The following is a 25,368-nucleotide window of genomic DNA, read 5'->3' as shown; positions in this document are numbered from 1 at the left end:
CCATGCCAGAAGCCGCCAGAGTCGGGGACATTATCGGTCACTCCAAATCGATGTGGGGAATGCTTGTCGGTACAGTATTAGGTGCCGCTATCGCCATTGGGGGTGCCGTTGTTTCCGGTATCTTAATGGGCGTCGGTATTGCCGCCAGCTGTATTGGCGTTGGAGTATTTGCGATTGGCCTATCACTCGCCATTGGCTATGGCACGGGACTACTGGCAGAATGGGTACGGGATAAATGTGTTGAAACAGGGTCTAAATCGTTAAGTCCCTGTGGGGAAATAAAAACTGGCTCTCACAATGTTCGCATTAATGGCAAACCTGCTGCCATTGCCACGCGTAGTCAGGTCAACTGTGACAAGGAAAATAGCTTACGTCAAATGGCAGAAGGCTCCGGCTCGGTGTACATCAATGGATTTCCCGCTTCTCGGGTCGGTGATAAAACCACCTGTGATGCCACGGTAATAGAAGGTTCCCCCAATGTCAGAATTGGCGGCGATACACAAGCAACCGAAGATATTGAGCCTGAAATTCCCTCTTGGCTCACCACAGCCTCTGACTTGACGATGCTATTCGCAGGCTTTTTAAGCTTTGGTGCTGGGGCGGCAAAAGGCCCCGGGGCAGTGGCAAAGCTGTGGGAGAAATTACCGAGCAGTGCCAAAATCGGTCGCTTCTTTTGCCGGTTTGGTAAAGCCTTTACAGGGTTATCCTTAAGTATTGGCACCTTCGGTATACTCACCCGTCCTGTCGAAATCATTGGTGGGCAAAAAGTATTAAACGGTGAAGAAGAGCTGGATTTTACCTATGAGTCTGAATTACCGCTTTACTGGCAACGCAATTATTTAAGCAGTTATGCTTATGAAGGGGTTCTGGGTCGGGGTTGGAGCTTCTTTTGGGAAAGCCGATTAATAAAAACCGAAGATGGCTTTGTTTGGCAAAACCTGTCGGGGGATATCCTCCCGTTTCCAGACATTCCACACGGATATCGTAGCTTTTGTGAGGCTGCCCAAGGCTGGATAATTCACAATGATGATGACAGTTGGACGTTTCAAGATGCCGGTGAGCTGCGTTACCATTACCCCCCTTTTGGTGCTGAAGGTCAAAGTCGATTAAGCCATATTGTTGACAATGTGGGTAACGAGCAGCATTTCCACTACAATGAACAGCATCAACTGATTCAGATTACCGGTTGCGGTGACCTGAATATCACTTGTGAATACCAATCCTTTGAGCTTGAAGAGACAACCGTATCACGCCTCACTGCCGTGTATCATGTGAATGCCCATCAACCACGCCGTCAATGTGCTTATTTTTATAACGAGCACGCCCAACTGGTGCGTGTCGAACAGCACACCGACCATCCTTACCGCCAATTTGGTTGGACAGATGCAGGTGTCATGGCATGGCATACGGATAAATATGGTTTACGCAGTGAATATCACTGGGAATTCACCAACGATAATCTGTGGCGTGTGATTGAAAACAGGACCAGCGAAGGTGAACGTTACCGCCTCGAATACGATGATATTAACCTCACGCGAACGGCGTATTGGCAAGATGGCACAACTGCCTGTTGGCAACTCAATGATGATTATCAGATTATTCACTATACTGACCGTACAGGTATCCAAACCGAACTGCTGTGGGATGAATTCGGGCTACCGTGTGGCTGTCGTAACGCCGAAGGACATACGCAAACCAGTGAATGGGATGAGCTCGGGCGACTACTTAGTATCACTGATGGTAATGGCAACCAAACCCGCTGGCAATATCAAAATGAACGTGAACGCCTTATCACCGTCTTTTGGCCGGATAGTACTGAATCGCGTTTAGAATATGACCGCTTTGGGCGGTTAATCAAAGAAATTTCCCCGCTGGAGCAAACCACTGAATACCGCTATGACTTTAAAACTACGCTGCGACCAACCGCTCGCATTGATGCCAAACAAGGCCGCAGCGAGTTTCTTTGGACAAAGCGAGGGCAAATATTGCGTCACCGCGACTGCTCGGGCAAACAACATATTTGGCGTTATGATGATGAGGGGCATGTTGTTTCTCAAACCAACGCCTTGCAGGAAGCCACCGAGTACCAGTACGATGAGGCGGGGCGTCTCATTCGCATCGTGTTGCCCGATGAGTCCACCGTTCAACTCGCATGGAATGCCGCAGGACTCCTCACCCATCACCAACGCAATGACAATACCCCGCGTCAATGGCAATACAACGCCTTCGGTCGCGTCACAACCGAAATCGATAAACTCGCTCGGCATATCCACTACCATTACAATGCGGAAGGCGCATTAATTTCAATTGAAAACGCCAATGGCGGACGTTACCGACTCAACCGTGATGCCGAAGGTCGACTCATCGAAGAAATCCGACCGGATGATACGCTGCTGCAATATCGCTATAACAATTTCGGACGTTTAGCCGAGGAAACTCATTTAGGCGACCGCGTGTTCCCTTCCCCTGCTCGCACTGTGTTGTTGCAGTATGACCCCGCGGGTAACCTTGCTCAACGGGAAACCTTCACCGATAACTATCAATACCAGTGGGATAGTCTAAACCGCTTGTTGGTAGCGTCGAGGCAACCGAATCAACTCGGCCTTGAAATGGGCTTGCAAGCGAACCAAGTTCACTTTACCTACGATGCCCTTGGGCGTATTACCCGTGAGCAAACGGGCGATGATATCGTCGAATTTGCTTACGATGAACTCAATAACCTGAGCCGCCTGACGTTACCTCAAGGTGACAGCCTCAACTGGCTCTATTACGGTTCAGGGCATGCGACTGCCATCAATCACCTTGTTGAGGGTACGCCGCACTTAATCACCGAATTTGAACGGGATAACCTGCACCGTGAAATTAGCCGTACCCAAGGTGCTCTAACCCAATATCGACAGTACGATAAGCTGGGACGGACAATAAGCACTTTCAGCTCACGCGATAAACAGCATCCACTCAACGGCATTACCTCATCACGAAAATGGTTTTATGATGAGCAAGATAACCTTGGCGCGATGGAAGACCATTATCGGGGCTGGGTGGAATACCTGTATGACTCTGAGCAGCGACTGAAAAAAGTCGCCAGTGGCGAAAATAGGGATGCAATGCTGTTCTATGACCGTGCGGATAATCTGTTAGAGCGCCCTCAATCAGAAATCGAGGCTCAAACCCCATCAACACCAGCTCTAAGCCCACAAGGGGATAGGCTACTTCAATTCCAAGGCTGGCAATATCGCCATGACTCCTATGGTAACGTGATTTCACGCGGAAAACCCAACCAAGTCAAACAAACGTATCAGTATGATGGGGATAACCGTTTAGTTATCGCCCAGACCAGTGATATGAAAGCCCAGTATCACTACGATGCACTGGGTCGCCGGATTCATAAAGTTGTCGAATCACGGGCTCATGGCAAGCTAACACGCCACGAAACCCATTTTGTGTGGCAAGGGCTGCGATTGCTGCAAGAGCAGGATATCAATACGGGTAAATGTCAGACCTATTGCTACGAAGAACACGGCAGTTATACCCCACTCGCCGTTATCGTGAAGCAACCCGCAGACTACCGTTATTACTGGCACCACTGCGACATTAACAGTGCCCCACTTGAGGTCACCAATGCACAAGGCAATACGGTGTGGGCAGGGAAATATGAGCGTTTTGGTTTTGTTCGCAGTAGCCCATTAAGTTTCTACTCCGACCCTGAACGTGAAATGGAGTCCTTCGAGCAGAACTTACGCTATGCCGGACAGTATTTTGACACTGAAACGGGATTACATTTTAATACCTTTAGATTCTACGACCCACAAATAGGCCGATTTATCATGCCTGACCCGATTGGATTGCTGGGTGGGATGAATTTGTATGCGTATGCACCTAATCCGTTGGGGTGGATTGACCCGTGGGGATTATGCCGACGTGGTAATGCAGCAACTAAATCACACATGGATGATGTTCGGGATCAATTTGTAAAAGACAACGCAGGAGTCACACATAACTATGGTGGCAGAGAAATAGGTACAGGAGTTGAATTACGTGAAACCTATTTACCCCCAGTAAATCCAACTGTGACAGGTCGTAAAGGTGGGTCTTATACAGATATGACATTCACGGATGCAAAAGGTCGCACGGTTTACATTCAGACTGTAGACAAAGGCAATGTCAATGGTATGACACAGCGTGAATGGGATAATGCCGTTCGAATCACCCAACAAAATCCAGACGCTATTGTTATTACCGTGCCTAAAGGTAACACGTTACAACCGGGTGCATTGAATGTTGACAACATGGTTGCTGGCACAGTCACACAACGCTAAAAAGGATTCGATATGACCGCTAAAGTTAAACTGCCTGGTATTGAAATTTTTATGAGTAAAGTAGATGAAGATAACTTTTCAAAGGCCTTGGTTGATTATTCTCAAGAAATTAAATTCATTGACAATTATGTTTGGGATAAACCTGACCCCCCCGTAAGAAATTCGATTTCCCTATGTTATGGTGCAATAAATTCAAACGTTACAATCATCAATAGTGATATAACCAGTATAAGTGATTATAAAAATAACTATGTATTTCCACGCCCAAACAATGCTGGTTTTTCGGGTAGTTTCGTCGGCAAAGGATTAGTTCAATTCATTCACTCAAAGGAAGCTGGTTTTGCTACAGGATGCTTGAAAAATGGGACAATATCAGCTTCTTATAAACCAGCAGAAGACCCTGAGACAGATGCATTCGTTAAAGCCGTTTGGAAAATCTTTAAAAAAGGAGCAAAAAAGGTTTACGCCATTAATCCTGAAACTGGTGAACTTTATCGTGATAAACCTGAGACCCGATATTTTGCTTGGCCTGATGCTGCAAAAATTTATGATGGTACAGATGGTCGCTACTTAACAGCCACAGCATTTAATTTTTACATCGCTAAATAATATATCTGCCTTCTGTCCTACCCTCATATTTTTCATAACTACCAGCAGGGGCAACCCTGCTTTCAATATTTGCCTTACAAGTATAGCCTTCTTGAAATAACAATACACTGGGTCGCCGTATTCATAAAGTGGTTTAGTCACGGGCTCACGGTACGCTGAAACGAAACCCATTTTGTCTGGCAAGGGCTGCGGTTGCTGCAAGAACAGAATATCAATACCAGTAAACGCTAAACCTATTGCTATGAAGAGCACTGTAGTTTTACATTTAATGTCTTTGTAGCAAAACCCTAAATGTAGCATATAATGCGTAGCAAATAGGGCTATACAAAGAAGGAATACATAACCTTATGCTCCCCTCTTGCATCGTAGTAATTGCTAAATAAGTTTAATATTTATAAAAACCCAATTTTATCAAAAATAATCCATTTTATTTGATAGATTCAATTAAATAAGTACACATCTGAGTACAAAGCTAATAACTTAAAATTAAATCATTATAAATAAAGCAATTATACTATTAATTGAGGTTTAATGTGTAAACTGACACTTTATTTTCACGTTGCCCTACTAAATATCATTTCCGCATAAAAAGGCACAAAGTTCATGGCATTACATGGACTTTGTGTTTCTTATCGTCTGAGTTTGCCTCATAATTATTTAAAACTCTCATGTACCAATTCAACAATTATGTTTATGTGATACACGGTACAAATACATCATAAGCTAATCTACAAAATAAATAGAATTTTCATTCTTTTCTATAAGTATAGAAAAGTTTCCTTTATTTAATTTAATTAAAACACCTACTTTTTCACATCAAAAAAAGAACAGATTTTATTAACTTAATTATTACTAATCAATATTCTGCCATACTATCTGAACGACTATCAATTGTTACATATTTATGTTGTTAATTTAAATTAATCTATTAACCATTAATATACACAGTTAATTTTAAGATTGTTTCCAACGTTGCCTTACCAGACAACGTGAGTTCTGATGCATAGCTAAATTATATTTACCTCTTTCTTTCTAATGCGTGTTATATTTCAATAAGTTATTTCTTTTACACGTATGAGGCCATTATGTTTTTTTCTAAATCAGTACTGGCATTAACTGTTCTTGCGGTTTCTTTTTCTAGCTATGCCCTTAAAGATGCAACATTAATGATTGTTGATGGCACAGTTTTAACCATGGATAAACAAAATAAAATTATTGAAAATGGAACGGTTGTTATAAAAGATAATAAAATCATTGCAGTTGGTAATGCCGAATTAGCGAAAGAATATCAGGCAAAACAAGTGATTAATGTTTCTGGTGATATTGTTATGCCTGGGCTAATTAATACTCATACTCATGCTTCTATGACAGTATTCCGTTCATTAGCTGATGATGTACCTGATCGCCTTCATCGTTACATTTTCCCACTTGAAAACAAAATGGTATCACGCGATATGGTTCGAATCGGAGCCAATTTAGGAAATATTGAAATGATCAAAGGTGGTGTCACTACCTATGTCGATATGTACTATTTTGAAGATGAAGTCGCAAAATCTGTTGATAAAATCGGGAATCGCGCTGTTCTAGGTGAATCTGTCATTGAATTTCCCGTTGCAGATGCCAAAAATGCTGATGAAGGCATTGCTTATGCAGTGAAATTTATCAATGAATATAAAGATCATCCTCGCATCACCCCTGCTTTTGCTCCACATGCTCCTTATACCAATACAACTGAGCACTTACAGAAAATAGCTAAGCTTTCGCAAGAATTAGATGTACCGGTGACGATTCATTTGGCAGAAACTGATCGCGAAAAAGAAGAAATTGCTAAACGTACTGGCGGAAAAAGTCCCGTACAATATATGGCAGATATTGGTGCTTTGAATAATAAAGTATTAGCTGCTCATGCCATCATGGTTGATGAGCATGATATTGATTTACTTAAACAATATGATGTTGGTGTCGCACATAATATTAGCGCAAATACTAAATCAGCTAAAGGCGTCGCTCCCGTCACAAAAATGTTAGAAAAAGGTGTTCGTGTTGGCTTAGGCACTGATGGCCCCATGTCGAGCAACACCTTAACAACGTTAAACGAATTAGGTTTAGTTGGAAAAATACATAAATTAGCCAACAAAGATCGCTCGGCCATGCCACCAATAACTGTTGTCGAAATGGCTACAATGGGTTCAGCAAAAGCACTTCATATGGAAGATAAGCTAGGTTCTTTAGAAGTAGGCAAACTGGCTGATATTATCGTTGTTGATACAAAAGCACCTAACATGGTTCCAATGTATAGTCCGTATGCTGCGCTAGTTTATGGCGCAAATGGTAGTGATGTTCGCCATACTATTGTTGATGGTAAGATTTTAATGCAAGACCGCCAATTGCTGACTGTTGACGAGAAAGCCGTTATCCAAGAGGCTCAATCTTTTGCTAATCAAGTACGTGAAACGGTTATCGCGAGCGGAGAGATCGTTAAATAATACGAATATGATTAATTTGCAAACGCAGTAAAATTATCAGGCTTGATAAAGCGGGACAAAAAAATCGTTTTTCCCGCTTTATGTTATTGAATAATATTAAAATTATTAATTAAAAAATTTGGTTATAAACCACTTTAGTGATCCAAGGAATACCAACTAACAGGTAAATGGCTAAATAAGTAAATCCGAAAATAAAGCCCATTTTCCAGAATTCACTCCCTTTTACATAACCGCTCGCAAACCAAACTGGGCTGTGCCCTGTTCCATAAGGTGTTAGCACTCCCATAATTCCCATAGGCAAGATCATTAATAAAGTCACTAATTTAACATCCATACCTGGCACTAACTGAGCAATGGTAATAAATAATGCAAGTAATGCAGTAACATGTGCAGTTGTTGAAGCGAAGAAATAATGCACAACATAATATAATATGACTAATGTTAGCATTGCCGCCATCACGGAATAGCCACTAATGTATATTTCGGCAATATGACCTAGCCACGCTAAAAAGCCCACATTTTTTAATCCCCCCGCGAGAGCGACTAAAGTACTAAACCAAACTAAGACATTCCACGCGGGTTTATTACCAAGAAAATCATCCCAGCTAATAACATTAGTTGCTACCATGGCAATAATCACAATAATTGCGGTAGTAGTAGCATTAATTTCAAATAATGAGCTACCTACCCAAAGAACTAATGCAAAAATAGAAATCAAAATTAGGATAATTTCTTTTACTTTAATCTTACCAATTCTTGCGTGCTCTTCTTCCGCCCAAGTAACCACTTCTGGTGATTTTTTTATTTCCGGTGGATAAATAAAATAGGTCAGTAGCGGCGTTAATATGAAAAGGATAATAGATACGGGCAAGAAAGCTAAAAACCAGCCCCCCCATGAAACAACTTCTACTCCTGATGCTTTAGCAACTTCTAATGCTAATGGATTAGGTGCTTGCCCTGTAAGGAAAATTGAGCTTGAAACACAGGTTGCTGATAATGCGCACCAAGTGAGAAAAGCACCTATTTTGCGTGAATCTTTGTCAGGATAACTACCAAACATGGGGGGAATTGATGAGATTATGGGATATAAAACACCGCCACTACGCGCTGCATTGCTTGGAATAAAAGGTGCCAATATGCCATCCGCAATAGAAATAGCATACCCTAATCCTAATGTTGATTTTCCTAACGTTCTGACAAGAATTAGTGCGATACGCTTTCCTAATCCTGTATTTTGATAGCCAATTCCTATCATAAAAGCAGCAAAAATAAGCCAAACAGTGGAGTTAGAAAAACCAGATAATCCCCACGAGATTGCAGATCCGGCTGATATGTCACCATTAATACTAACAGGCCCGACTTTACATAATACAGCGACACAAATACCAATTAAGCCAATAAATGCCGGAGGAATTGGCTCAAGAATTAATCCAATCACAACACCAATAAAAATACTAAAGTAAAGCCAAGCATCTGGAGGCAAACCATCAGGTGTTGGGATGGCATAAATAAGAATAGATACAACAATGCTACCTATAATCTTAATTGCTTTATTATTTATTTTCATATTAATTTTCAAACTCTGTTAAAAATGCATAAAAGAAACACTTGCTCGTTTCATTTGCCCAATCATCGACATTAATTCTTTATGCTCACAAGTAAAATGTAATTATTTCACCACCATATTTTATGTCGTTTTTCCCCATTGATTAATTCTTGTAAAAACCATTCATTTTTAGAATAACCCATTGTTTATCCATGCATAATTTATTCTTTTTCATCTAAAAAGATAGTTTAATACTCCACAAAAATCTAGGCTAATATATTGTCATATATCAAATAATATTAATTTAATATAAATTTCGAGTATTCACAAAGTGATTATTTTTACTTGAGTTAAAGAAGAAATTTTTTATATTCAGTGGATTGGAGAACAAAAATAGCGGGATAAATTTAAGATTAAAATATAATATTGTTATTTTCAATTTATGTAAAAAAAGTCAAATAACATAATTAGACAATCAATATAAACTCACTAAGAATAGATGATTAAATTTAGATGAAGTGATGTTTTTAAATTAGAACTTAAATAGAAATTATTACATGTTGTATAAAAGGGTAGATGAAACCTACCCTATTTATAATTATTTAGTTATTTTAGTTTTTAAAACAGGATTTAAAAACCAATTAATTACAGGATTAGTTGCTAATAATAGGCAAATTGTAATTGTACATAGCGCTAAAACAAAAGGAAGAACTACACCTAATTCTATTTGTAATGAAGCTAATCCAGTTAAAATCAAAAAACAGATCAAGGGATGAATTAAATATATCCCTAGCGCATTTTTTGCAACTTGTTGAAATTTATCCGTAGATAAAGCTAAATATACAATTCCATATCCTAATAAAAGACTCGCAACAAAAGAAAGTAGATCACTCAACAGAAGATCACTCACTTCTAACGCACCGACATTTTGGGATAAAAAATGGATAATATTAGATTGATAAATTAAAGAAGTTACAGCAACAATAACAGAGCATAGCATAATCAAAATGGATTTTTTTCGTATCCACAGCAATATGTTATCATTACAAAAATAAGCCATGATAAAAAAAGGAAAATAGTAAATTATAGAAAATAAAGCAGAAATTTCTGCTATATACTTATGAGATAAATAAGAAATAATCAATGCAATAAATAATAATATTAATAGAGTTAATTTATTATTTTTAATGAAAGCAGGCATCGATAAAAAGGCCAATTGCCAAATAGGAACGGCTAAAAAGAACCAAACACCATGTTGAGGTAGCAATAAATAGCTTCTTAATTCTAATGTCCCATTAAAATAAAGTGGGACCATATCAATGGATTGAAATGTCACATATATTATTAATGCCGGAAGTATATGTGATGGCCAATCATGCCACGAGATTTCTTTTGTTGTATACCCTGATATAAATACAAACATAGGGATTAATGTTAAATTAAAAACATTGATCAACAATGAAAATGTCTCTTTATTCTGTGGATTAAAGCTTAAATAAAAACTAAGAACAATAAGAGAACTTAATATTAATTTTAACAACTGCCAATTAGGTAGCGTATTCCTCTGCGTTCTTAACGTTAAGTCAACTTGATTATTCATAAACTATCCTACACATAATCATTGTAATAAAATTTGAATATAAAAGCCTGTTTTGGCTAATACAATAATACGCAAAATGATACCAAAAGAATATTGGCATATCTATTTAATATCACTAAATATCAAGAACTAAACAAAAATAACTTAAATAACCTTATATTTATATATTATTTTTGATTTATCATACACATAATTATTGTAATAAAATCTTACTATTTACTCATTTAAGATTATACCCTACATTTATCACGCAATAGTTGAGTTAAATTTAAAAATCAAAATGGATGTTTACCAATAATATTATTTTTTAAAATATACTCAAATTTTTAAGGCAAGATGGGCATCTCATCCATCTTGCCTATCATTCTACGACTTAAATAATCTTACTTTAACTGATTTGCCTTTTATTTTACCTTGCTGCAACTGTTTAAAAGCATGATTAGCAACGGAATGTTTTACGGCAACATAAGCATGCATAGGGTGAATAATGATCTTACCGATATCCGCACCATCTAATCCCATATCACCCGTTAAAGCACCAAGGATATCACCGGGGCGCATCTTGGCTTTTTTACCACCATCAATACATAATGTTGCCATTTCAGCATTTAGTGGTTGGATACTTAACCCAGATGGCACTTGCTGCCAATTCAGCTTAATATTCAGCATCTCTTCAAGCACATTTGCTCGTTGTGCCTCTTCCGGCGCGCACAAGCTTATTGCTAACCCACTTTCCCCTGCTCTTGCTGTACGACCAATACGGTGCACGTGCACTTCAGGATCCCAAGATAGTTCATAGTTAATCACCATTTCCAGTGATTTAATATCAAGCCCGCGAGCCGCGACATCCGTTGCGACTAATACACGACTACTTCCATTTGCAAAACGAACTAACGTTTGGTCACGATCCCTTTGCTCCATATCACCATGCAGCACTAGCACACTTTGTTTGCTATCCATTAAAGCGTCATAAACTGCTTGGCAATCTTTTTTGGTATTGCAAAATACAACGCATGAAGCAGGCTGTTCACGGCTTAATAGTTTTTGTAATAAGCTTATTTTATGATGGCGCGCAACTTCATAAAACTGCTGCTCAATTGCGGGGAGTTCATCAACATTGTTGATTTCAATTGTTAATGGTTGATGTTGAATTCGTTGGCTAATATCGGCAATTGCCTCAGGCCATGTTGCAGAAAACAGTAATGTTTGGCGTGAATGAGGTGCATATGCAATAACTTTATCAATGTCATCGGCAAATCCCATATCGAGCATTCTATCTGCTTCATCTAATACTAATGTTTGCAGATCATCCAATTTAATTGTCTCTTTTTGCAAATGATCCAGCAAACGACCAGGCGTTGCGACAATAATATGAGCAGCATGAATAAGTGAATCACGTTGAATACTAAAAGGCACACCACCGCACACAGTTAATATTTTAATATTCGGCATATAACGCGCTAAACGGCGTAATTCACTCGCAACTTGATCAGCAAGTTCACGCGTTGGACACAGCACAAGCGCTTGAGTATTAAACTTTTTAGCATCAATGTGTTGTAATAAACCCAAACCAAAAGCAGCTGTTTTACCACTCCCCGTTTTCGCTTGCGCGCGCACATCCTTTCCATTAAGAATAGCAGGCAAAGCGGCTTCTTGAATTGGTGTCATCGCTAAATAACCCAATTCATTGAGGTTATTGAGTTGTTCCGCAGGAAGTACTTTAAGTTCAGCAAATGAAGTCACAATGAAAAATTCCGAATAAGAATAAAAAGATAAATAGTGTTAATACGCGCAATCATACTATCCCTTATTAGCAATGTCGTGGGGTATTTGTGTACACGTTCTAATATATTTAACCAAGTATTTATTTCGTTCTCGTGATCTAATCAATAAAGTAATATGTTTTTTTAAATCGGCTTGAGTCATAGCATTATAATGGTAATGCATAAGTCATTTTGACAGTTTCCATTGGCACATCTGTTTTAATACTTTGCACACTGCTAATTTGTGTTAGATAGTTAGCATGAAATTTACGGTAAGAAGCTAAATCTTCAGTCACTATACGAATTAAAGCATCACATTCGCCCGCCATTAAGTAACATTCAACGACTTCAGGCATCTCTTTTATTTCACGGACAAACGAATTTACTGTCTGCGCATCTTGCGCCTTAAACCAGATTCTCGCAAATAGTGATAATCCTGCACCAATCTTTCCACCATCTAATACCGCAACATAGCGTTTAATGACGCCTGCTTCTTCTAACAATTTAACTCTACGTAAACAAGGTGATGGTGATAATCCAACTTCTTTGGCTAATTCATTGTTCGCAATTTTTCCGTCGCGTTGAAGAACCTGCAAAATATGGCGATCTATCCTATCTAATTTTATTGGCATTATTTTTCACCTTTTACTTAAAAATTGAAATTGAGTTTCAAATTTAAGCGAATAAATGGCAATTAAACAACCTAATACTGATTTTATTTAGCTATAATTGCCATTGAAGCTGGCCAGCAGAAACTAAAAATAATGAATGAGCTAACCCTTCCTAAGGTATCCACATGGAAATACAAACACTTTTACTTTTTAGCGCAACAGCTATTCCTCTGATTTGTACACCGGGTCCAGATATTTTATTTATTTCATCACAAGGATTATCAGGCGGTATTTCAGCTGCTTGGAAAGCGAATGTTGGCGTAATTTTAGGTTATATTGCGCATGCTATTTTAGCAGCTCTAGGATTAGCAGCTGTCGTCGCAGCATCGCCACTCTTATTCAATACGATTAAGTGGATTGGTGTAGCTTACGTCGCATATTTAGCAATTAAAATGATTTTATCCGCATTAAAAGCTGGTGAATTAAAATTACAGACTGTTTCATCAACTGCTGTTATCACGAAAGGTTTTTTAACCAGTTTTCTTAATCCAAAAGGGCTATTACTTTATTTTGCTATTTTACCTAATTTTCTGCATACCTCAGAAAATGTGGCAATAGAATCACTGATTTTATCAGCGACCTTTATCACCTCTTGTATCGTGATTTATGGTATTGTTGGCGTAATATTTGCCAGAATGTACAGAAACAGTAGCTACAGCGATAAAAAACGACGCATATCGGAAGGTGTCGCTGGCGGAATGTTAACCCTTGCCGCTGTTGGGCTTGCCAATAGCTAGCAAGGTGTAATTTCGACCCATATTAATTTACTGCCTGCTGTTTTAGGTGCGATAACACCTTCACCAATATCAGGCAGCCACCAACCACCTTGTCCTACTTTCATTACACGACAATTAGCACCGGATACATCCCATTCACCTGACAAAATAAGAACAATCCCCGCAGTTGCAACAGGTAAGCGCCTTTCATTTGACACTATTTCGCTTTTAACAGACCAGCGCTCAGGATTAAACATGATATTAAGTAGTTGAGCTGTCCCGTGCGCTAATTCTATTTTAACTGTCTGATTTGCTGAGGATAAGAATGAATCGCCCGCTTTTTCTAATGAATACTGAGTTTGCTTGGGATCTTCAATAAATAAAGCGGCCTCACCTAATGCAATACTTAATCTCTCACCTTCAATATAGCGTTTTAAAACACTCGATTGCTGAATATTAGCAAGACTGGCTCTTAGCGAATAATCCGAAGCTACAGGCCAACAAAAGATTTCAGCACTACTTCCACAGCCATCAGACCATTGCATGACGGGTAACTCAGTTGTATCAAAACATTTTATCTTCATACAGTTCTCCAAGCTTACCTAAAGGCTGTTCATTTTTTGCTTAATCTATTAAGGTTATTATACTTATTTAGCAAGGTGATAACCGACATCAATTCCCGCTTGATTAAGAATTCTTACCCATTTTAAATCCTCAATTTAGAGTGGCAAATTTGTCTATTCTGAGCAACATTTTCTCACCAAAAATGAGATAAACTTTATTGTTCATTCAGTAAATTGTGACACAGACGCCCTAATATTTTCATTGCATTATCTAATTGCTGATCCCATGTAAAAGAAGCGTTTAATCTAAAAGCATGATTAAATTGGTCACTAGTAGAAAACATACTGCCAGGTGCAATACTAATTCCCTCTTGAAGTGCGCGTTGATACAAGCGAACTGCATTAAAGGGTGGCTCAAATTCTAACCAGAGAAAATACCCCCCTTTTGGCGCATTAACTTTAACCGTTGACGGCATATAGTGCGAAATAGCACCTAACATCTGATGCTGGCGCTGTTCCATAGTTTGACGTAATTTTTTCAAATGATTGTCATAACCACCTTGTGATAAATATTCTGCTATTGCTAGCTGTGTTGGCACACTTGCAGATACTGTACTCATCATCTGTAAATGCTGAATTTTTGTCGCGTGATGCCCTGCCGCAACCCAGCCCACACGATATCCCGGCGCCAAGCATTTTGAAAATGATGAACAATGGAAAAAGTTCCCGTTAGTATCTAATGCCTTTGCTGGAATAGGCTGTTGATTGCCAAAATACAGTTCACCATAGACATCATCTTCAATGAGAACAATTTGATTCTGATTGAGTATTTCCACCAGCTTTTTCTTATTTTCTGGTGGCATCGTTCCCCYTAGCGGGTTTTGGTAATGCGTCATCAGCCAACAAGCCTTAATAGGATATTTAGCTCCCACCTCTTCTAACGCATTCAAATCTATGCCATAGGCGGGGTCAGTTTTGATTGCAATGGCTTTTAATTTAAGGCGTTCAATAGCTTGTAAAGAACCATAAAAAGCGGGTGATTCAATCACCACCCAATCTCCGGGCTGAGTCACTGATTGTAAGCTCAGGACTAATGATTCCATAGCACCCGCTGTTATAACAATTTCATCAGGGGCAACATGAATACCTTGGCTTGCATAACGCTGAGCAATATTTCGGCGTAATTGTTCATTGCCTGGCGGCAAATTGGCTGTTGTATTAAATCTAGCGAGGCGGCGAGCAACTGATGCCAAGCATTTTGCTAATTTGGGTTCATCTAACAATGAGGGATCAGGAAATGCAGAACCAAAGGGGATAATGTCTGGATTCTTACACGATTGCAGCACACTAAAAATAGAGGCATTAATTTCAACATGCTCATTTAAATGTAATCCTTTGCCACCTTTTGCTGCTGCAAACTGTGTGTTGCGTCGCGCAACATAATATCCAGATTGAGGTCTTGGTACAATCCAGCCTTGGCTTTCAAGTAATTGATAAGCTTGTAACACTGTCATTAAACTCAAACCGGATTGTTTTACACTTTCCCGAAGTGACGGTAATCTATCACCGACTTGCCAAATATTGTCTTCGATCTGTTGGCGTATTTGAGCTGCCAACTGTTCATATCGCGTCATTCTCGCCTCAACTGTTATAGTCAATAACTCAAAAATTGTTACTATTATAGTTTATCGTCTCATGTTTTACTTATCCACACATTCACCTGACTTTTTTTAACTATAAGCACAAAATATTTTCAAACACATCTAACAAACTTTGATCACCAAAAATTGCGCTATTTGGTTTAAAGATTTGTTAATTGTCTATTGAAAATAATAAGTGCGTTTTCAATTCCTTCGGGGTCAATATGTTTGGACTAACTGCACTGGAACTTGCCCGTATTCAATTCGCGTTTACGGTGTCGTTCCATATTATTTTCCCAGCAATTACTATTGGGCTGGCAAGTTTTCTTGCGGTATTAGAAGGCTTGTGGCTCAAAACGCGTGATACTGATTACATCAAATTGTTCTATTTTTGGTCAAAAGTATTTGCAGTTAATTTTGGGATGGGCGTCGTTTCTGGATTGGTTATGGCATACCAATTCGGCACTAACTGGAGTTTCTTTTCTGATTTTGCAGGCGGCATAACAGGACCATTATTAACCTATGAAGTACTGACCGCTTTTTTCCTTGAAGCTGGCTTTCTTGGCGTCATGCTATTTGGTATGGGTCGTGTTGGAGAAAAATTGCATTTTTTTGCAACATGCATGGTCGCACTCGGCACAATTATTTCTACTTTTTGGATACTTGCCTCAAATAGCTTTATGCAGACACCTCAAGGTTATGAAATTATTGATAATCGAATTGTTCCTGTTGATTGGCTGGCTGTTATTTTTAACCCCTCTTTTCCCTACCGTTTATTGCATATGACAACAGCCGCTTTTCTTGCTGCGGCCTTTTTCATTGGTGCTTCTGCCGCATGGCACTTGCTCAAAGGTAATACATCTCCTGCCATGAAAAAAATGTTTTCTATGGCATTGTGGTTGATCCTTATTTTAGCACCAGTACAAGCTTTTATTGGTGATGCTCATGGTTTAAATACATTGAAATATCAACCTGTTAAAGTTGCAGCAATGGAAGGTCATTGGGAAAATAAACCTAATGAAGCAACGCCATTAATTCTTTTTGGCATTCCTAATATGGAAAAAGAGAAAACTGAATATGCCATTGAGATCCCGTATCTTGCCAGCCTTATCTTAACGCATAGCTTAGATAAACAAGTTCCCGCATTAAAAGAGTTTCCCAAACAAGATAGACCCAATGCTTTTATGGTGTTTTGGTCATTTCGCGTGATGGTGGGATTAGGCATGTTAATGATACTGGCCGGTGTTTGGGGGCTTTGGCTACGATATCGCCGCAATTTGTACCAATCTAAAGCTTTTTTACGCTTTATGTTTGTTATGGCACCATCTGGATTGATCGCAATTTTAGCCGGTTGGTTTACCACTGAAATTGGCCGACAACCTTGGGTTGTTTATGGATTACAGCGAACAGCTGATGCTGTTAGCGCTCATGGTGAAGTCCATATGAGCATAAGCCTACTCGCATTCTTTATCGTTTATGCCGGAGTATTTGGAATTGGTTATATGTACATGATGAAATTAATTCGTAAAGGCATTCAAGAGGAACAAACTTATGGGCATTGATTTACCACTGGTTTGGTTTGTTATCATTGTATTTAGTATTTTAATGTACATTGTGATGGATGGTTTCGATTTAGGAATTGGTATCCTTTATCCCGCCTTAAAAGATAGCCATGATCGCGACTTGATGATGAACAGTGTAGCCCCTGTTTGGGATGGCAATGAAACTTGGCTGGTACTTGGTGGAGCTGCGCTATTTGGCGCTTTCCCACTAGCTTATGCCATTGTATTAGATGCTTTATCTATCCCATTAACTTTTATGCTACTTGCGCTCATTTTCCGGGGCGTTGCCTTTGAGTTCCGTTTTCGAGCGGATGAATCTCACCGTAAACATTGGGATCACGCCTTTATCTGGGGGTCTGTCTTTACAACTTTTGTTCAAGGTGTGGTCGTTGGCGCATTTATTCAAGGGTTTCATGTAGAAAACCGTGTATATATTGGTGGCTATTTTGATTGGTTTTCTCCCTTCCCGTTATTTTGTGGTTTAGGATTGGTGATTGCTTACGCTTTACTGGCATGCGGTTGGCTAATCATGAAAACAGAGGGACATTTGCGCAAAACGATGTATCGTTTACTTCGTCCTTTAACATTTGCGATGCTAATCATTATTATCATTATTAGTGCTTGGACGCCTATTCTTAATAACGCCATTTATACGCGCTGGTTTAGCTTACATAACCTATTCTTTTTCTTACCTGTTCCTATGCTAGTGCTCATTTGTAGTGGGTTATTAATTAATAGTGCCAAGAAACAAAAATCAGATCATGTTCCTTTTTTAGCCGCACTCGGATTAATCTTTTTAGGCTTTACCGGGCTTGGAATAAGTATATGGCCTAATTTGATCCCCCCACAAATAAGTTTCCGTGATGCAGCAGGACCAATGGAAAGCCTTGGTTTCATGCTTGTTGGTGCATTATTTATTATCCCTATTATTTTGGTTTATACCTATTGGAGTTATTATGTCTTCAGAGGAAAAATTACCCCAGATCAAGGCTACCACTGAGTCCGTTTCCCATTCACCTTGGTGGAAAAAGCTCGGTTGGATGTTTATTATTTGGCTAGGCAGTGTTGTCGCATTATTTGCAGTATCATCTATTTTTAGATTACTCATGACTGCTGTGGGCATGAAAGTTAAATAACACTTATTGGCTAAATTTTGTCTCCATTCCATATAGTGCCGTACGACCCCATAATTCGTGCGGCCTTTCGCCTTTTTACTGCTCTTTCTCTCATCTTTCATATTTATCAAAACAGCTAACGCATTTAATTTATTAATTAAATTTTTAATAATCACTCATGTAATAAATCTTTTGTCTCACTGAGGTTATCTTTATTGAAATCATGATATGATAATGATAATAATTACCAAATAATAAATTTATCATTATCATTCAGAAAAAGGAGACTGCCTGTGGCTAATGACAAACCCGTCGAGAAAAATATTTATCGCCCCGCGCCACCGCAGCTTATTCAAGTCAAATCGATTACGGATATTAGCCCTTCAATCCGTAACATTACCTTTACTGGTGAAAGTTTAGCTACCTACCCAAAAAATTGTGAAGGTGGCCATATCAAAATATTTTTAGCACCTGATTTAAAAAGTGAACCTACATTACCAATATTTAGTGAAAATCGCCGTAGCTGGCCTGAAGGTAAGCCTCGTCCATTCGTGAGAACATACACTGTTCGCGCTATTCGCCCTGAAGCTCGTGAAATTGATATTGAATTTGCGATGCATGAAGGTGCTGAAGGTCCCGCATATCTGTTTGCACGTGATGCAGCGCCTGGCTATTGGATGGGTATTACTAACCCAGGTGGTCCAGACCCATTATTACCACATTCTCAGCACTATTTTATGGCTGGCGATTCAAGCTCATTACCTGCGATTGCTGCCCTACTTGAGAAAATGCATGCTCAAGCAACCGGAAAAGTGATCCTGCGTCTAGATAGTGAGCAAGATGTTCGCGAACTCGCAAAACCAGCTGGGATTGAGGTTATTTGGTTATGTGGGGATATCACTAAAAATGCTGAACTTATCAGCACGTTTAAATCTTGGGATATTCCCGAAGAGAATGCTTCATTTTGGATCGCTGGAGAAGATCAAATAGTTCGTGATTTACGCCGCTTTGTCCGCCGAGAGAAAGGCTATGGTCATGAAAGTATTTATGCAATCCCTTATTGGCGTTATGGTTATGATGAAGAAGGTTATCATAATGAACGCCATGCCGTGATGGATAATCCGGACGATTAATTATAATCCAATAATTAAGTCACTCTCCTTCTCTTAAATAAAGGTGGTTAATTAATCACCTTTATTTCTATAAAGTTTTCTCTGTAATCGCAATTAAACTCATCTCCGTTATTCCATTTCTCCCGCCAATCATTGCAATCATCTATTTAAATTGACAATAATTCTTTGCATTTTTAAACTTGTTATATTATAACATATCAAATTAATTAATCCATACACAGGATAGTTTCAATGCGCATGAAAAAAATTGCACTTCTTACTCTTAGCATCAGCACCCTATTGAATAGTGTTAGCAGCTTTGCTCATGGTTCACATAGCCACGCCCATCCGCAATCTGAAAAAGCGATCCAAGCAAGTAAAGGTATCTTTGATGATCAAGATGTGAAAGATAGACCATTAAGTAATTGGGATGGAATTTGGGAATCCGTTAATCCACTTTTATTGAGTGGAAAACTTGATCCAGTATTAGAACAAAAAGCAAAAAACAATAAAGATAAAAGTGTTGAAGAGTATCGGGATTATTATAAAAAAGGTTATGCGACGGATGTTGATAATATCAGCATAGAAAATAATATTGTTGAATTCAACCAAAATGGTCAAGTCAGTTCGTGTGAATATCACTATTCTGGTTTGAAAATTTTGCATTATGCTTCAGGGAAAAAAGGTGTTCGCTATTTATTTGAATGCCAAGATAGCCAATCAAAAGCCCCTAAATATATTCAATTTAGTGATCATATTATAGAGCCGCAAACATCAGGTCATTTCCATCTTTATATGGGAAATGAATCTCATGAAAAATTGCTGCAAGAAATGGATAATTGGCCGACTTATTACCCTTATTCTCTGAATGATGAACAAGTTGTACATGAAATGCTACACCACTAGGATTTTCTGAAGTGAATAAAAACCCCAGTTGAAAATAATTAACTGGGGTTTAACGTTATTAATTACTGTAAGCTAATAAGGCGCGATGACAAAGTTCTGAGCGAACACAATCTTCAATCGTAAAATTCACGATTGATACCGCATCATCTGAATAGAATCGTTGTAATGCATCGGCTAATCCAGATGGTGTGCCATCGGGCAAATCACACTGAGTCACATCACCATTAACAATAACAGTGACATTTTCACCTAACCGCGTTAAAAACATTTTCATTTGAGTCACAGTGACATTTTGCGCTTCATCTAGAATAACAATCGCATTCTCAAACGTTCTTCCGCGCATATAAGCAAAAGGGGCAATTTCTACTTTTGCTATTTCTGGTCGTAGGCAATATTGTAGAAAAGAATTACCTAACCTTTTTAGTAATACGTCATAAACAGGTCGAAAATAAGGTGCAAATTTCTCTGCTATATCTCCAGGAAGAAAGCCAAGATCTTCTTCCGCCTGCAAAACAGGACGAGTTACAATAATTTTTTGAATATCTTTATTAATTAATGCATCAGCTGCAAGTGCTGTGCTGATATATGTTTTACCACACCCAGCTTCCCCATTCGCGATAATTAATTGTTTATGTTTAATCGAATTAATGTAGAACTTTTGCGCATCATTACGCGGTGTAATTGCAGAGGTATCACGGCGTTCTTTTGCCATGCCAATCGGTTCTATGCCTGTAAAATCAGCAAATGAAGTCACACTTGCCATTTCAAAACGGCCAGCCCGTTCTTTACGAAGAGTACGTTTCATTTCACGACGCGTTTTTGTTGCAGCTTTTTGTCTACTCATAGTATTAACCCTTTCAGGTATGGTTAAAGTCAATTTAAATGACAAACTATTCCGAATAGAGAAGAGCTCCCTTAAAGCTCATTTTTGTTTAACATGCAAGAAAAAAACCGGTTATTATTCCACCATACTTTCCGTGGCGAAATAATAACCGGTCTCGTCGTTCCATTAATAAAATTTTATGTCCCATTCATACCTTCCTATTAGGTTGCATGTTCATATTTCTTACAAATAAATATCTTAAATATGAAATGTATTGATAAATAACCTAATCAGTTTATGTGACACTATCATGACAAAATAACATTATGTTGACGCATTTTTATCTTTGTCATGTTCAATTTCTACCTTGAAACAGTTATAAACTAGTCTCACCCTAAATTGCAACAATAAATTAACATATATTTATTATTAATTCGTTCTGCGGGTCTTAGGTATTTACTTTTTATTGTCAAAAAATATCAAATAAACACCCAAGACCAATAAAACTATAAATCAATTAGCTATAGGCTTACAGTTACCCGCTAATTGATAACCCGCAGACTGAGCAGCTTGTTCACTATCAAACATAACTGCATTTTTATCTGAGGTTGTTTTAAACCCAGAGCAATGTGATAAATGATACTTTTTAGAACCGCTATTTCCTTTCACTGAAATTTTTGCATCTTCAATTTTTTTCGTTACTTTTTGTACTTCAATATGTTGAATTGAAGTTGAATCATGAATACCTTGAGCGCTATTTTTATGACCGAGTATCCATTTTTGTTCACCTGTTACAAATGGATTATGGTGCCCCATAACACTAGCAATACGCTCGTCACGCTGCTTTTCCCATGCGCTTGGTGGATATTGTTTATCCCATGCCATGAGTAATTGCTGCTGCTGACGAGACATAGATAAATTGTAGCGGTCATGCATATAAAAATAAGTTCGCGCAACTTGCCCTTTAACTTCAATCCCTAGGCTCAAAAACGCGTTCTTTAAAATCGACTCTACTGCGACATTGACCATAAGGATATTCTGTGGTTTCAGCCAATTGACCATAACTTAAATTGCTGCGATCACCATTCACCTCACCAATAGATGGCGCAAGATTATACATATCAGCTTCCATTTCGCGGAAAATAGCATCTGTTGAGACACAATTTTTGCGGCCGCCATTTTGCCAGCATTGTCTTTGGTGACCAAATACCCAAGCAGGTACAATATGTTCCCATTCAATGCGCATAGCGCGATTTTGTTGTTTGCGAACTTGATAGCCACAAGATGCTAAATCGACCTGGCCACCACTTTTACCTGTCCACTCCCAGTCACAACCACAATATAGCGTCCCTTCACTTTGGCGATTTTGATCAAAATATACCTTAGTTTTACTCAACGTTTTTGCTTCATCAAATGTTGAAGGAGCAGCGATAAGAGGAAGTGCAAATAATATTAGGAAAAAGGAGAGTATTATTTTATAGCAATGGAATGACTGTATTTTATTCAAGATAACACCATAATTTACGAAAAAGATTAATCTATATGAGTTAATGCACCGTGTAATATATTGCATATTTTCCGATAACATCATCATGCAGAGTGAATATAATCTTTTTTGTGTTAAATGAATATGGAAACAAGTAGCTTAATCAAACTAATCAATTTTACACTAAAATCGATTAACTTAATTCAAGGGTCATAATCTATTTTACTACGTGATTCTATTAATAAGATTAATGCATGCTGCTGTTGATTTGCAACCCGCACTAATCATTAATAGATCAATATTCAAACACTGGGGCGTTTACGATAAAGCCATAATCCTGGTAAAGATAACCCAATAGATAATGCGCCAACAATAAATGAAGCTTGTAGGAAATTTGTCACTAAGGTTTCAAATAATTCCGGCGTATAACCTAAATGAGAAATTTTAACGACTGAAATCATGGCCGTATATGCGCTAATCCCAGGAAACATGGGAATAACCGCAGCTACCGTGAAGACTTTAGGGTGAGCAAGCCACCAGCGCGACCATTGAATGCCAATCACACCAATCATAATTGCCGCAATAAAACTGCCCCATTCAATATTTAATCCGAGGCTCATTAATACCATTCTGGAACCATGGCCAATCGCACCTAATAATGCACAATATTTCAACGCCTTGATAGGAACATTAAACACCATCGCAAAACCAATGGCTGGGATTGCAGCCAACGCCATGTCCCATATTAATGCTAATAAAAAATTCATGCCCACTCCCTCAGCTCCCATACAGCCATAGCCAATACAACACCAATACAAGTTGCTAGTGTTAATAAACTCGCCATTGTCCATCTGGCTAAACCTGTATTTACATGTCCTTTAAACATATCAGCAACCGCATTGATTAAAGGGAAACCGGGCACTAATAATAAGACGCTTGCAGCCATGGAAATGGAAGAAGCTGAAGATAAAATCGCAGTTTTTAATAATAAACCTGAAACTGATGTGGCAACAAAAGCTGTTATACAGAAATTAATTAATGGATTCATTTGGCGAGAAGTGAGAACTTGGCGCACGAACATGGCGCTGCCACTGGCAATCAGTGTCACGAAAGCACTATCCCAGCCGCCACCATTTAACATACTAAAACATGCACATGATAAAGCGACCATAACCACCATGATCCATCTTGGATAGCGTAATGGCTTAATAGAGGAAAGTTTTTTCTGCAAATGTTTTCGGTCTAAAAGATGGTGTTCAACTAAAATGACAGCATGCTGGACTTCTGTTACCACATGCATATTAATCCCACGGTCAATAATACGCCGCGTTGAGGTTAGACAACGCCCATCAATAATGGTTGTTAACACTATTGAATTGGAAGAAATCGCACTATTTACTTGATGAGCGCCAAGCGCTATCCCCAAACGGGTGGTTAATTGCTCTACAAGCATACTTTCAGCACCATGTTGCAGCAGTAATAGCCCGCATTCAATACAAAGTCGTGTAATTTCCCTTTGCCTATCAGAAATACCATGGTGATCTGTTGATAATTCCTCGACTACGTATTCTCTCATCTTCCTTCCCCCGAATTGGCCCTAACCATTCAGATAGTTATTCAAATGTGTTAATCTCTGGCAATATCATAAAGCGAAATAATAGCCTGAATAATGTTTTTTCAGATAATGACTAATTAATCACCAGCAATTTGATCTATTTCGTATTAACGATAAATATAACTAATCATTTTCTAAATCATAAAGCTAGGATAAATTTTACATGAGTCACCTCATTCCTGCTAAAACCCCTAAAGGGCAGCTCCGTAATAAAGCACTCATCACCGCAGCGACTGAAGTTTTTATTCAGCATGGTTTTGAAGGAACAACATTAGATATGATCATTGAACGGGCTGGTGGATCTCGTTCAACGTTATATAAAAATTTTGGAGATAAGGAAGGCTTATTTGCGGCAGTTGTTGAATCAATGATTAATGAGATTTTCACCGATGATAACGAAAATGACCAGCCGATGAATACAATCGAATCTATTTTATCTTTCTACGGCACCCGTTTTCTTATCAATGTGATTAAACCGCAATCTATCGGATTATATCGTTTAATTTTAGGAGAATATAATCGCTTTCCTGAGATTAGCCATGCTTTTTTTCAGCAAGGACCTATAAAAAGTTATCAGCTATTAACACAAAAATTAGCGCAATTACCTGATGTTAATGTTGAAGAAAAACAGTTACAGGCTATTTCCTCACGTTTTTTAGAAATGTTAAAAGCCGATATTTTTATTAATACTTTTTGTGTACCAAGCTTTAAGCCAAGTAATGAATTTATCAAACAGCAAATCACACTTTCAGTTGATATTATCGCAAGTTATATCCGAAAAATAAGTTAATGCAAACCAAATACCTTGATTTTGTCTGAAAGCAATAAACACAGAT

Annotated in this window: 19 protein-coding genes and 1 pseudogene; 10 read left to right on the top strand and 10 right to left on the bottom strand. The window is 38.5% G+C overall.

The window, feature by feature from the left end; genetic code table 11:
* Window positions 1-2: 2 nt before the first annotated feature.
* The 3 genes from OO7_RS08675 (at window position 3) to OO7_RS08660 (ending at window position 7,414) form a co-directional block, all read left to right on the top strand.
* Complete coding sequence (locus tag OO7_RS08675; protein ID WP_008915575.1) at window positions 3-4,319, top strand: RHS repeat-associated core domain-containing protein; 4,317 nt, start codon at window positions 3-5, stop codon at window positions 4,317-4,319.
* 12 nt (window positions 4,320-4,331) lie between these two features.
* Window positions 4,332-4,928, top strand: a complete 597-nt coding sequence (locus tag OO7_RS08670; protein WP_008915574.1) for a hypothetical protein — start codon at window positions 4,332-4,334, stop codon at window positions 4,926-4,928.
* 1,085 nt (window positions 4,929-6,013) lie between these two features.
* A complete protein-coding gene (locus OO7_RS08660) occupies window positions 6,014-7,414 on the top strand; it encodes an amidohydrolase (RefSeq protein WP_008915572.1) in 1,401 nt (466 codons plus the stop codon).
* Between the two features lie 109 nt (window positions 7,415-7,523).
* Here the strand turns inward: OO7_RS08660 and OO7_RS08655 are convergent, their stop codons facing one another.
* The 4 genes from OO7_RS08655 to OO7_RS08640 form a co-directional block, all read right to left on the bottom strand.
* The gene (locus tag OO7_RS08655) at window positions 7,524-8,981 is read right to left on the bottom strand and encodes a DASS family sodium-coupled anion symporter (protein ID WP_008915571.1); all 1,458 of its coding nucleotides are present in this window, start codon (window positions 8,979-8,981) and stop codon (window positions 7,524-7,526) included.
* 577 nt (window positions 8,982-9,558) lie between these two features.
* Window positions 9,559-10,560: a hypothetical protein gene (locus OO7_RS08650; RefSeq protein WP_008915570.1), complete on the bottom strand. Its 1,002-nt coding sequence runs from the start codon at window positions 10,558-10,560 to the stop codon at window positions 9,559-9,561.
* A 366-nt stretch (window positions 10,561-10,926) separates the two neighbouring features.
* Window positions 10,927-12,303, bottom strand: a complete 1,377-nt coding sequence (gene dbpA / locus OO7_RS08645) for an ATP-dependent RNA helicase DbpA (protein WP_008915569.1) — start codon at window positions 12,301-12,303, stop codon at window positions 10,927-10,929.
* 187 nt (window positions 12,304-12,490) lie between these two features.
* The gene (locus OO7_RS08640; RefSeq protein WP_008915568.1) at window positions 12,491-12,955 is read right to left on the bottom strand and encodes an Lrp/AsnC family transcriptional regulator; all 465 of its coding nucleotides are present in this window, start codon (window positions 12,953-12,955) and stop codon (window positions 12,491-12,493) included.
* Between the two features lie 164 nt (window positions 12,956-13,119).
* Between OO7_RS08640 and OO7_RS08635 the strand changes: the two genes are divergently transcribed.
* Entirely contained in the window at window positions 13,120-13,731 is a 612-nt protein-coding gene (locus OO7_RS08635) for a LysE family translocator (RefSeq protein ID WP_008915567.1), read from the top strand.
* Here the strand turns inward: OO7_RS08635 and OO7_RS08630 are convergent.
* The gene (locus OO7_RS08630) at window positions 13,728-14,294 is read right to left on the bottom strand and encodes a HutD/Ves family protein (RefSeq protein WP_008915566.1); all 567 of its coding nucleotides are present in this window, start codon (window positions 14,292-14,294) and stop codon (window positions 13,728-13,730) included. The two genes, OO7_RS08635 and OO7_RS08630, sit on opposite strands and share 4 nt — an antisense overlap.
* A gap of 194 nt (window positions 14,295-14,488) precedes the next feature.
* Window positions 14,489-15,907 (bottom strand): aminotransferase-like domain-containing protein, encoded by a 1,419-nt coding sequence (locus OO7_RS08625; protein ID WP_008915565.1) that lies wholly within the window; start codon window positions 15,905-15,907, stop codon window positions 14,489-14,491.
* 230 nt (window positions 15,908-16,137) lie between these two features.
* Between OO7_RS08625 and OO7_RS08620 the strand changes: the two genes are divergently transcribed.
* From OO7_RS08620 to zinT, 5 genes are all read left to right on the top strand, one after another.
* Entirely contained in the window at window positions 16,138-17,475 is a 1,338-nt protein-coding gene (locus tag OO7_RS08620; protein WP_008915564.1) for a cytochrome ubiquinol oxidase subunit I, read from the top strand.
* Window positions 17,465-18,475, top strand: coding sequence for a cytochrome d ubiquinol oxidase subunit II (gene cydB, locus OO7_RS08615; protein WP_008915563.1), 1,011 nt, complete (start codon window positions 17,465-17,467; stop codon window positions 18,473-18,475). The genes OO7_RS08620 and cydB overlap by 11 nt, the downstream gene beginning before the upstream one ends.
* A complete protein-coding gene (locus tag OO7_RS17465) occupies window positions 18,432-18,611 on the top strand; it encodes a DUF2474 family protein (protein WP_043892685.1) in 180 nt (59 codons plus the stop codon). Before cydB ends, OO7_RS17465 begins: the two co-directional genes overlap by 44 nt.
* Window positions 18,612-18,883: 272 nt before the next feature.
* Window positions 18,884-19,723 carry a siderophore-interacting protein gene (locus OO7_RS08605; RefSeq protein WP_008915561.1) on the top strand — a complete coding sequence of 280 codons (840 nt, stop codon included), beginning with the start codon at window positions 18,884-18,886 and terminating at the stop codon, window positions 19,721-19,723.
* 231 nt (window positions 19,724-19,954) lie between these two features.
* The gene (gene zinT, locus OO7_RS08600; RefSeq protein ID WP_008915560.1) at window positions 19,955-20,608 is read left to right on the top strand and encodes a metal-binding protein ZinT; all 654 of its coding nucleotides are present in this window, start codon (window positions 19,955-19,957) and stop codon (window positions 20,606-20,608) included.
* Between the two features lie 58 nt (window positions 20,609-20,666).
* Here zinT and phoH read toward each other — a convergent pair whose 3' ends face one another.
* The 4 genes and pseudogenes from phoH to OO7_RS08580 all read right to left on the bottom strand — a co-directional run bounded on the left by phoH (window position 20,667) and on the right by OO7_RS08580 (window position 24,493).
* Window positions 20,667-21,452 carry a phosphate starvation-inducible protein PhoH gene (gene phoH / locus OO7_RS08595; RefSeq protein ID WP_008915559.1) on the bottom strand — a complete coding sequence of 262 codons (786 nt, stop codon included), beginning with the start codon at window positions 21,450-21,452 and terminating at the stop codon, window positions 20,667-20,669.
* A 492-nt stretch (window positions 21,453-21,944) separates the two neighbouring features.
* A pseudogene (locus OO7_RS08590) lies at window positions 21,945-23,004 on the bottom strand (endonuclease).
* Between the two features lie 215 nt (window positions 23,005-23,219).
* Window positions 23,220-23,684 (bottom strand): threonine/serine exporter, encoded by a 465-nt coding sequence (locus OO7_RS08585; RefSeq protein ID WP_008915558.1) that lies wholly within the window; start codon window positions 23,682-23,684, stop codon window positions 23,220-23,222.
* Window positions 23,681-24,493, bottom strand: a complete 813-nt coding sequence (locus OO7_RS08580; RefSeq protein ID WP_008915557.1) for a threonine/serine exporter family protein — start codon at window positions 24,491-24,493, stop codon at window positions 23,681-23,683. The genes OO7_RS08585 and OO7_RS08580 overlap by 4 nt, the downstream gene beginning before the upstream one ends.
* A 202-nt stretch (window positions 24,494-24,695) precedes the next feature.
* On the opposite strand from OO7_RS08580, the gene OO7_RS08575 reads away from it, so the two are divergent.
* The gene (locus OO7_RS08575) at window positions 24,696-25,322 is read left to right on the top strand and encodes a TetR/AcrR family transcriptional regulator (RefSeq protein WP_008915556.1); all 627 of its coding nucleotides are present in this window, start codon (window positions 24,696-24,698) and stop codon (window positions 25,320-25,322) included.
* Window positions 25,323-25,368: the final 46 nt, after the last annotated feature.

Source organism: Providencia sneebia DSM 19967 (assembly GCF_000314895.2).
GTDB classification, from domain to species: domain Bacteria; phylum Pseudomonadota; class Gammaproteobacteria; order Enterobacterales; family Enterobacteriaceae; genus Providencia; species Providencia sneebia.
Note: the sequence above shows the minus strand (reverse complement) of the source record. Positions and strands in the feature narration are given on the sequence as shown.

Coding starts and splice junctions, on each gene's coding strand:
- OO7_RS08670 (WP_008915574.1), top strand. CDS start 4,332: ATGACCGCTAAAGTTAAACTGCCTGGTATTGAAATTTTTATGAGTAAA.
- OO7_RS08585 (WP_008915558.1), bottom strand. CDS start 23,684: ATGAATTTTTTATTAGCATTAATATGGGACATGGCGTTGGCTGCAATC.
- OO7_RS08640 (WP_008915568.1), bottom strand. CDS start 12,955: ATGCCAATAAAATTAGATAGGATAGATCGCCATATTTTGCAGGTTCTT.
- OO7_RS08630 (WP_008915566.1), bottom strand. CDS start 14,294: ATGAAGATAAAATGTTTTGATACAACTGAGTTACCCGTCATGCAATGG.
- OO7_RS08650 (WP_008915570.1), bottom strand. CDS start 10,560: ATGAATAATCAAGTTGACTTAACGTTAAGAACGCAGAGGAATACGCTA.
- zinT (WP_008915560.1), top strand. CDS start 19,955: ATGCGCATGAAAAAAATTGCACTTCTTACTCTTAGCATCAGCACCCTA.
- OO7_RS08620 (WP_008915564.1), top strand. CDS start 16,138: ATGTTTGGACTAACTGCACTGGAACTTGCCCGTATTCAATTCGCGTTT.
- OO7_RS08575 (WP_008915556.1), top strand. CDS start 24,696: ATGAGTCACCTCATTCCTGCTAAAACCCCTAAAGGGCAGCTCCGTAAT.
- cydB (WP_008915563.1), top strand. CDS start 17,465: ATGGGCATTGATTTACCACTGGTTTGGTTTGTTATCATTGTATTTAGT.
- OO7_RS08635 (WP_008915567.1), top strand. CDS start 13,120: ATGGAAATACAAACACTTTTACTTTTTAGCGCAACAGCTATTCCTCTG.
- OO7_RS08660 (WP_008915572.1), top strand. CDS start 6,014: ATGTTTTTTTCTAAATCAGTACTGGCATTAACTGTTCTTGCGGTTTCT.
- OO7_RS08655 (WP_008915571.1), bottom strand. CDS start 8,981: ATGAAAATAAATAATAAAGCAATTAAGATTATAGGTAGCATTGTTGTA.
- phoH (WP_008915559.1), bottom strand. CDS start 21,452: ATGAGTAGACAAAAAGCTGCAACAAAAACGCGTCGTGAAATGAAACGT.
- OO7_RS17465 (WP_043892685.1), top strand. CDS start 18,432: ATGTCTTCAGAGGAAAAATTACCCCAGATCAAGGCTACCACTGAGTCC.
- OO7_RS08675 (WP_008915575.1), top strand. CDS start 3: ATGCCAGAAGCCGCCAGAGTCGGGGACATTATCGGTCACTCCAAATCG.
- OO7_RS08580 (WP_008915557.1), bottom strand. CDS start 24,493: ATGAGAGAATACGTAGTCGAGGAATTATCAACAGATCACCATGGTATT.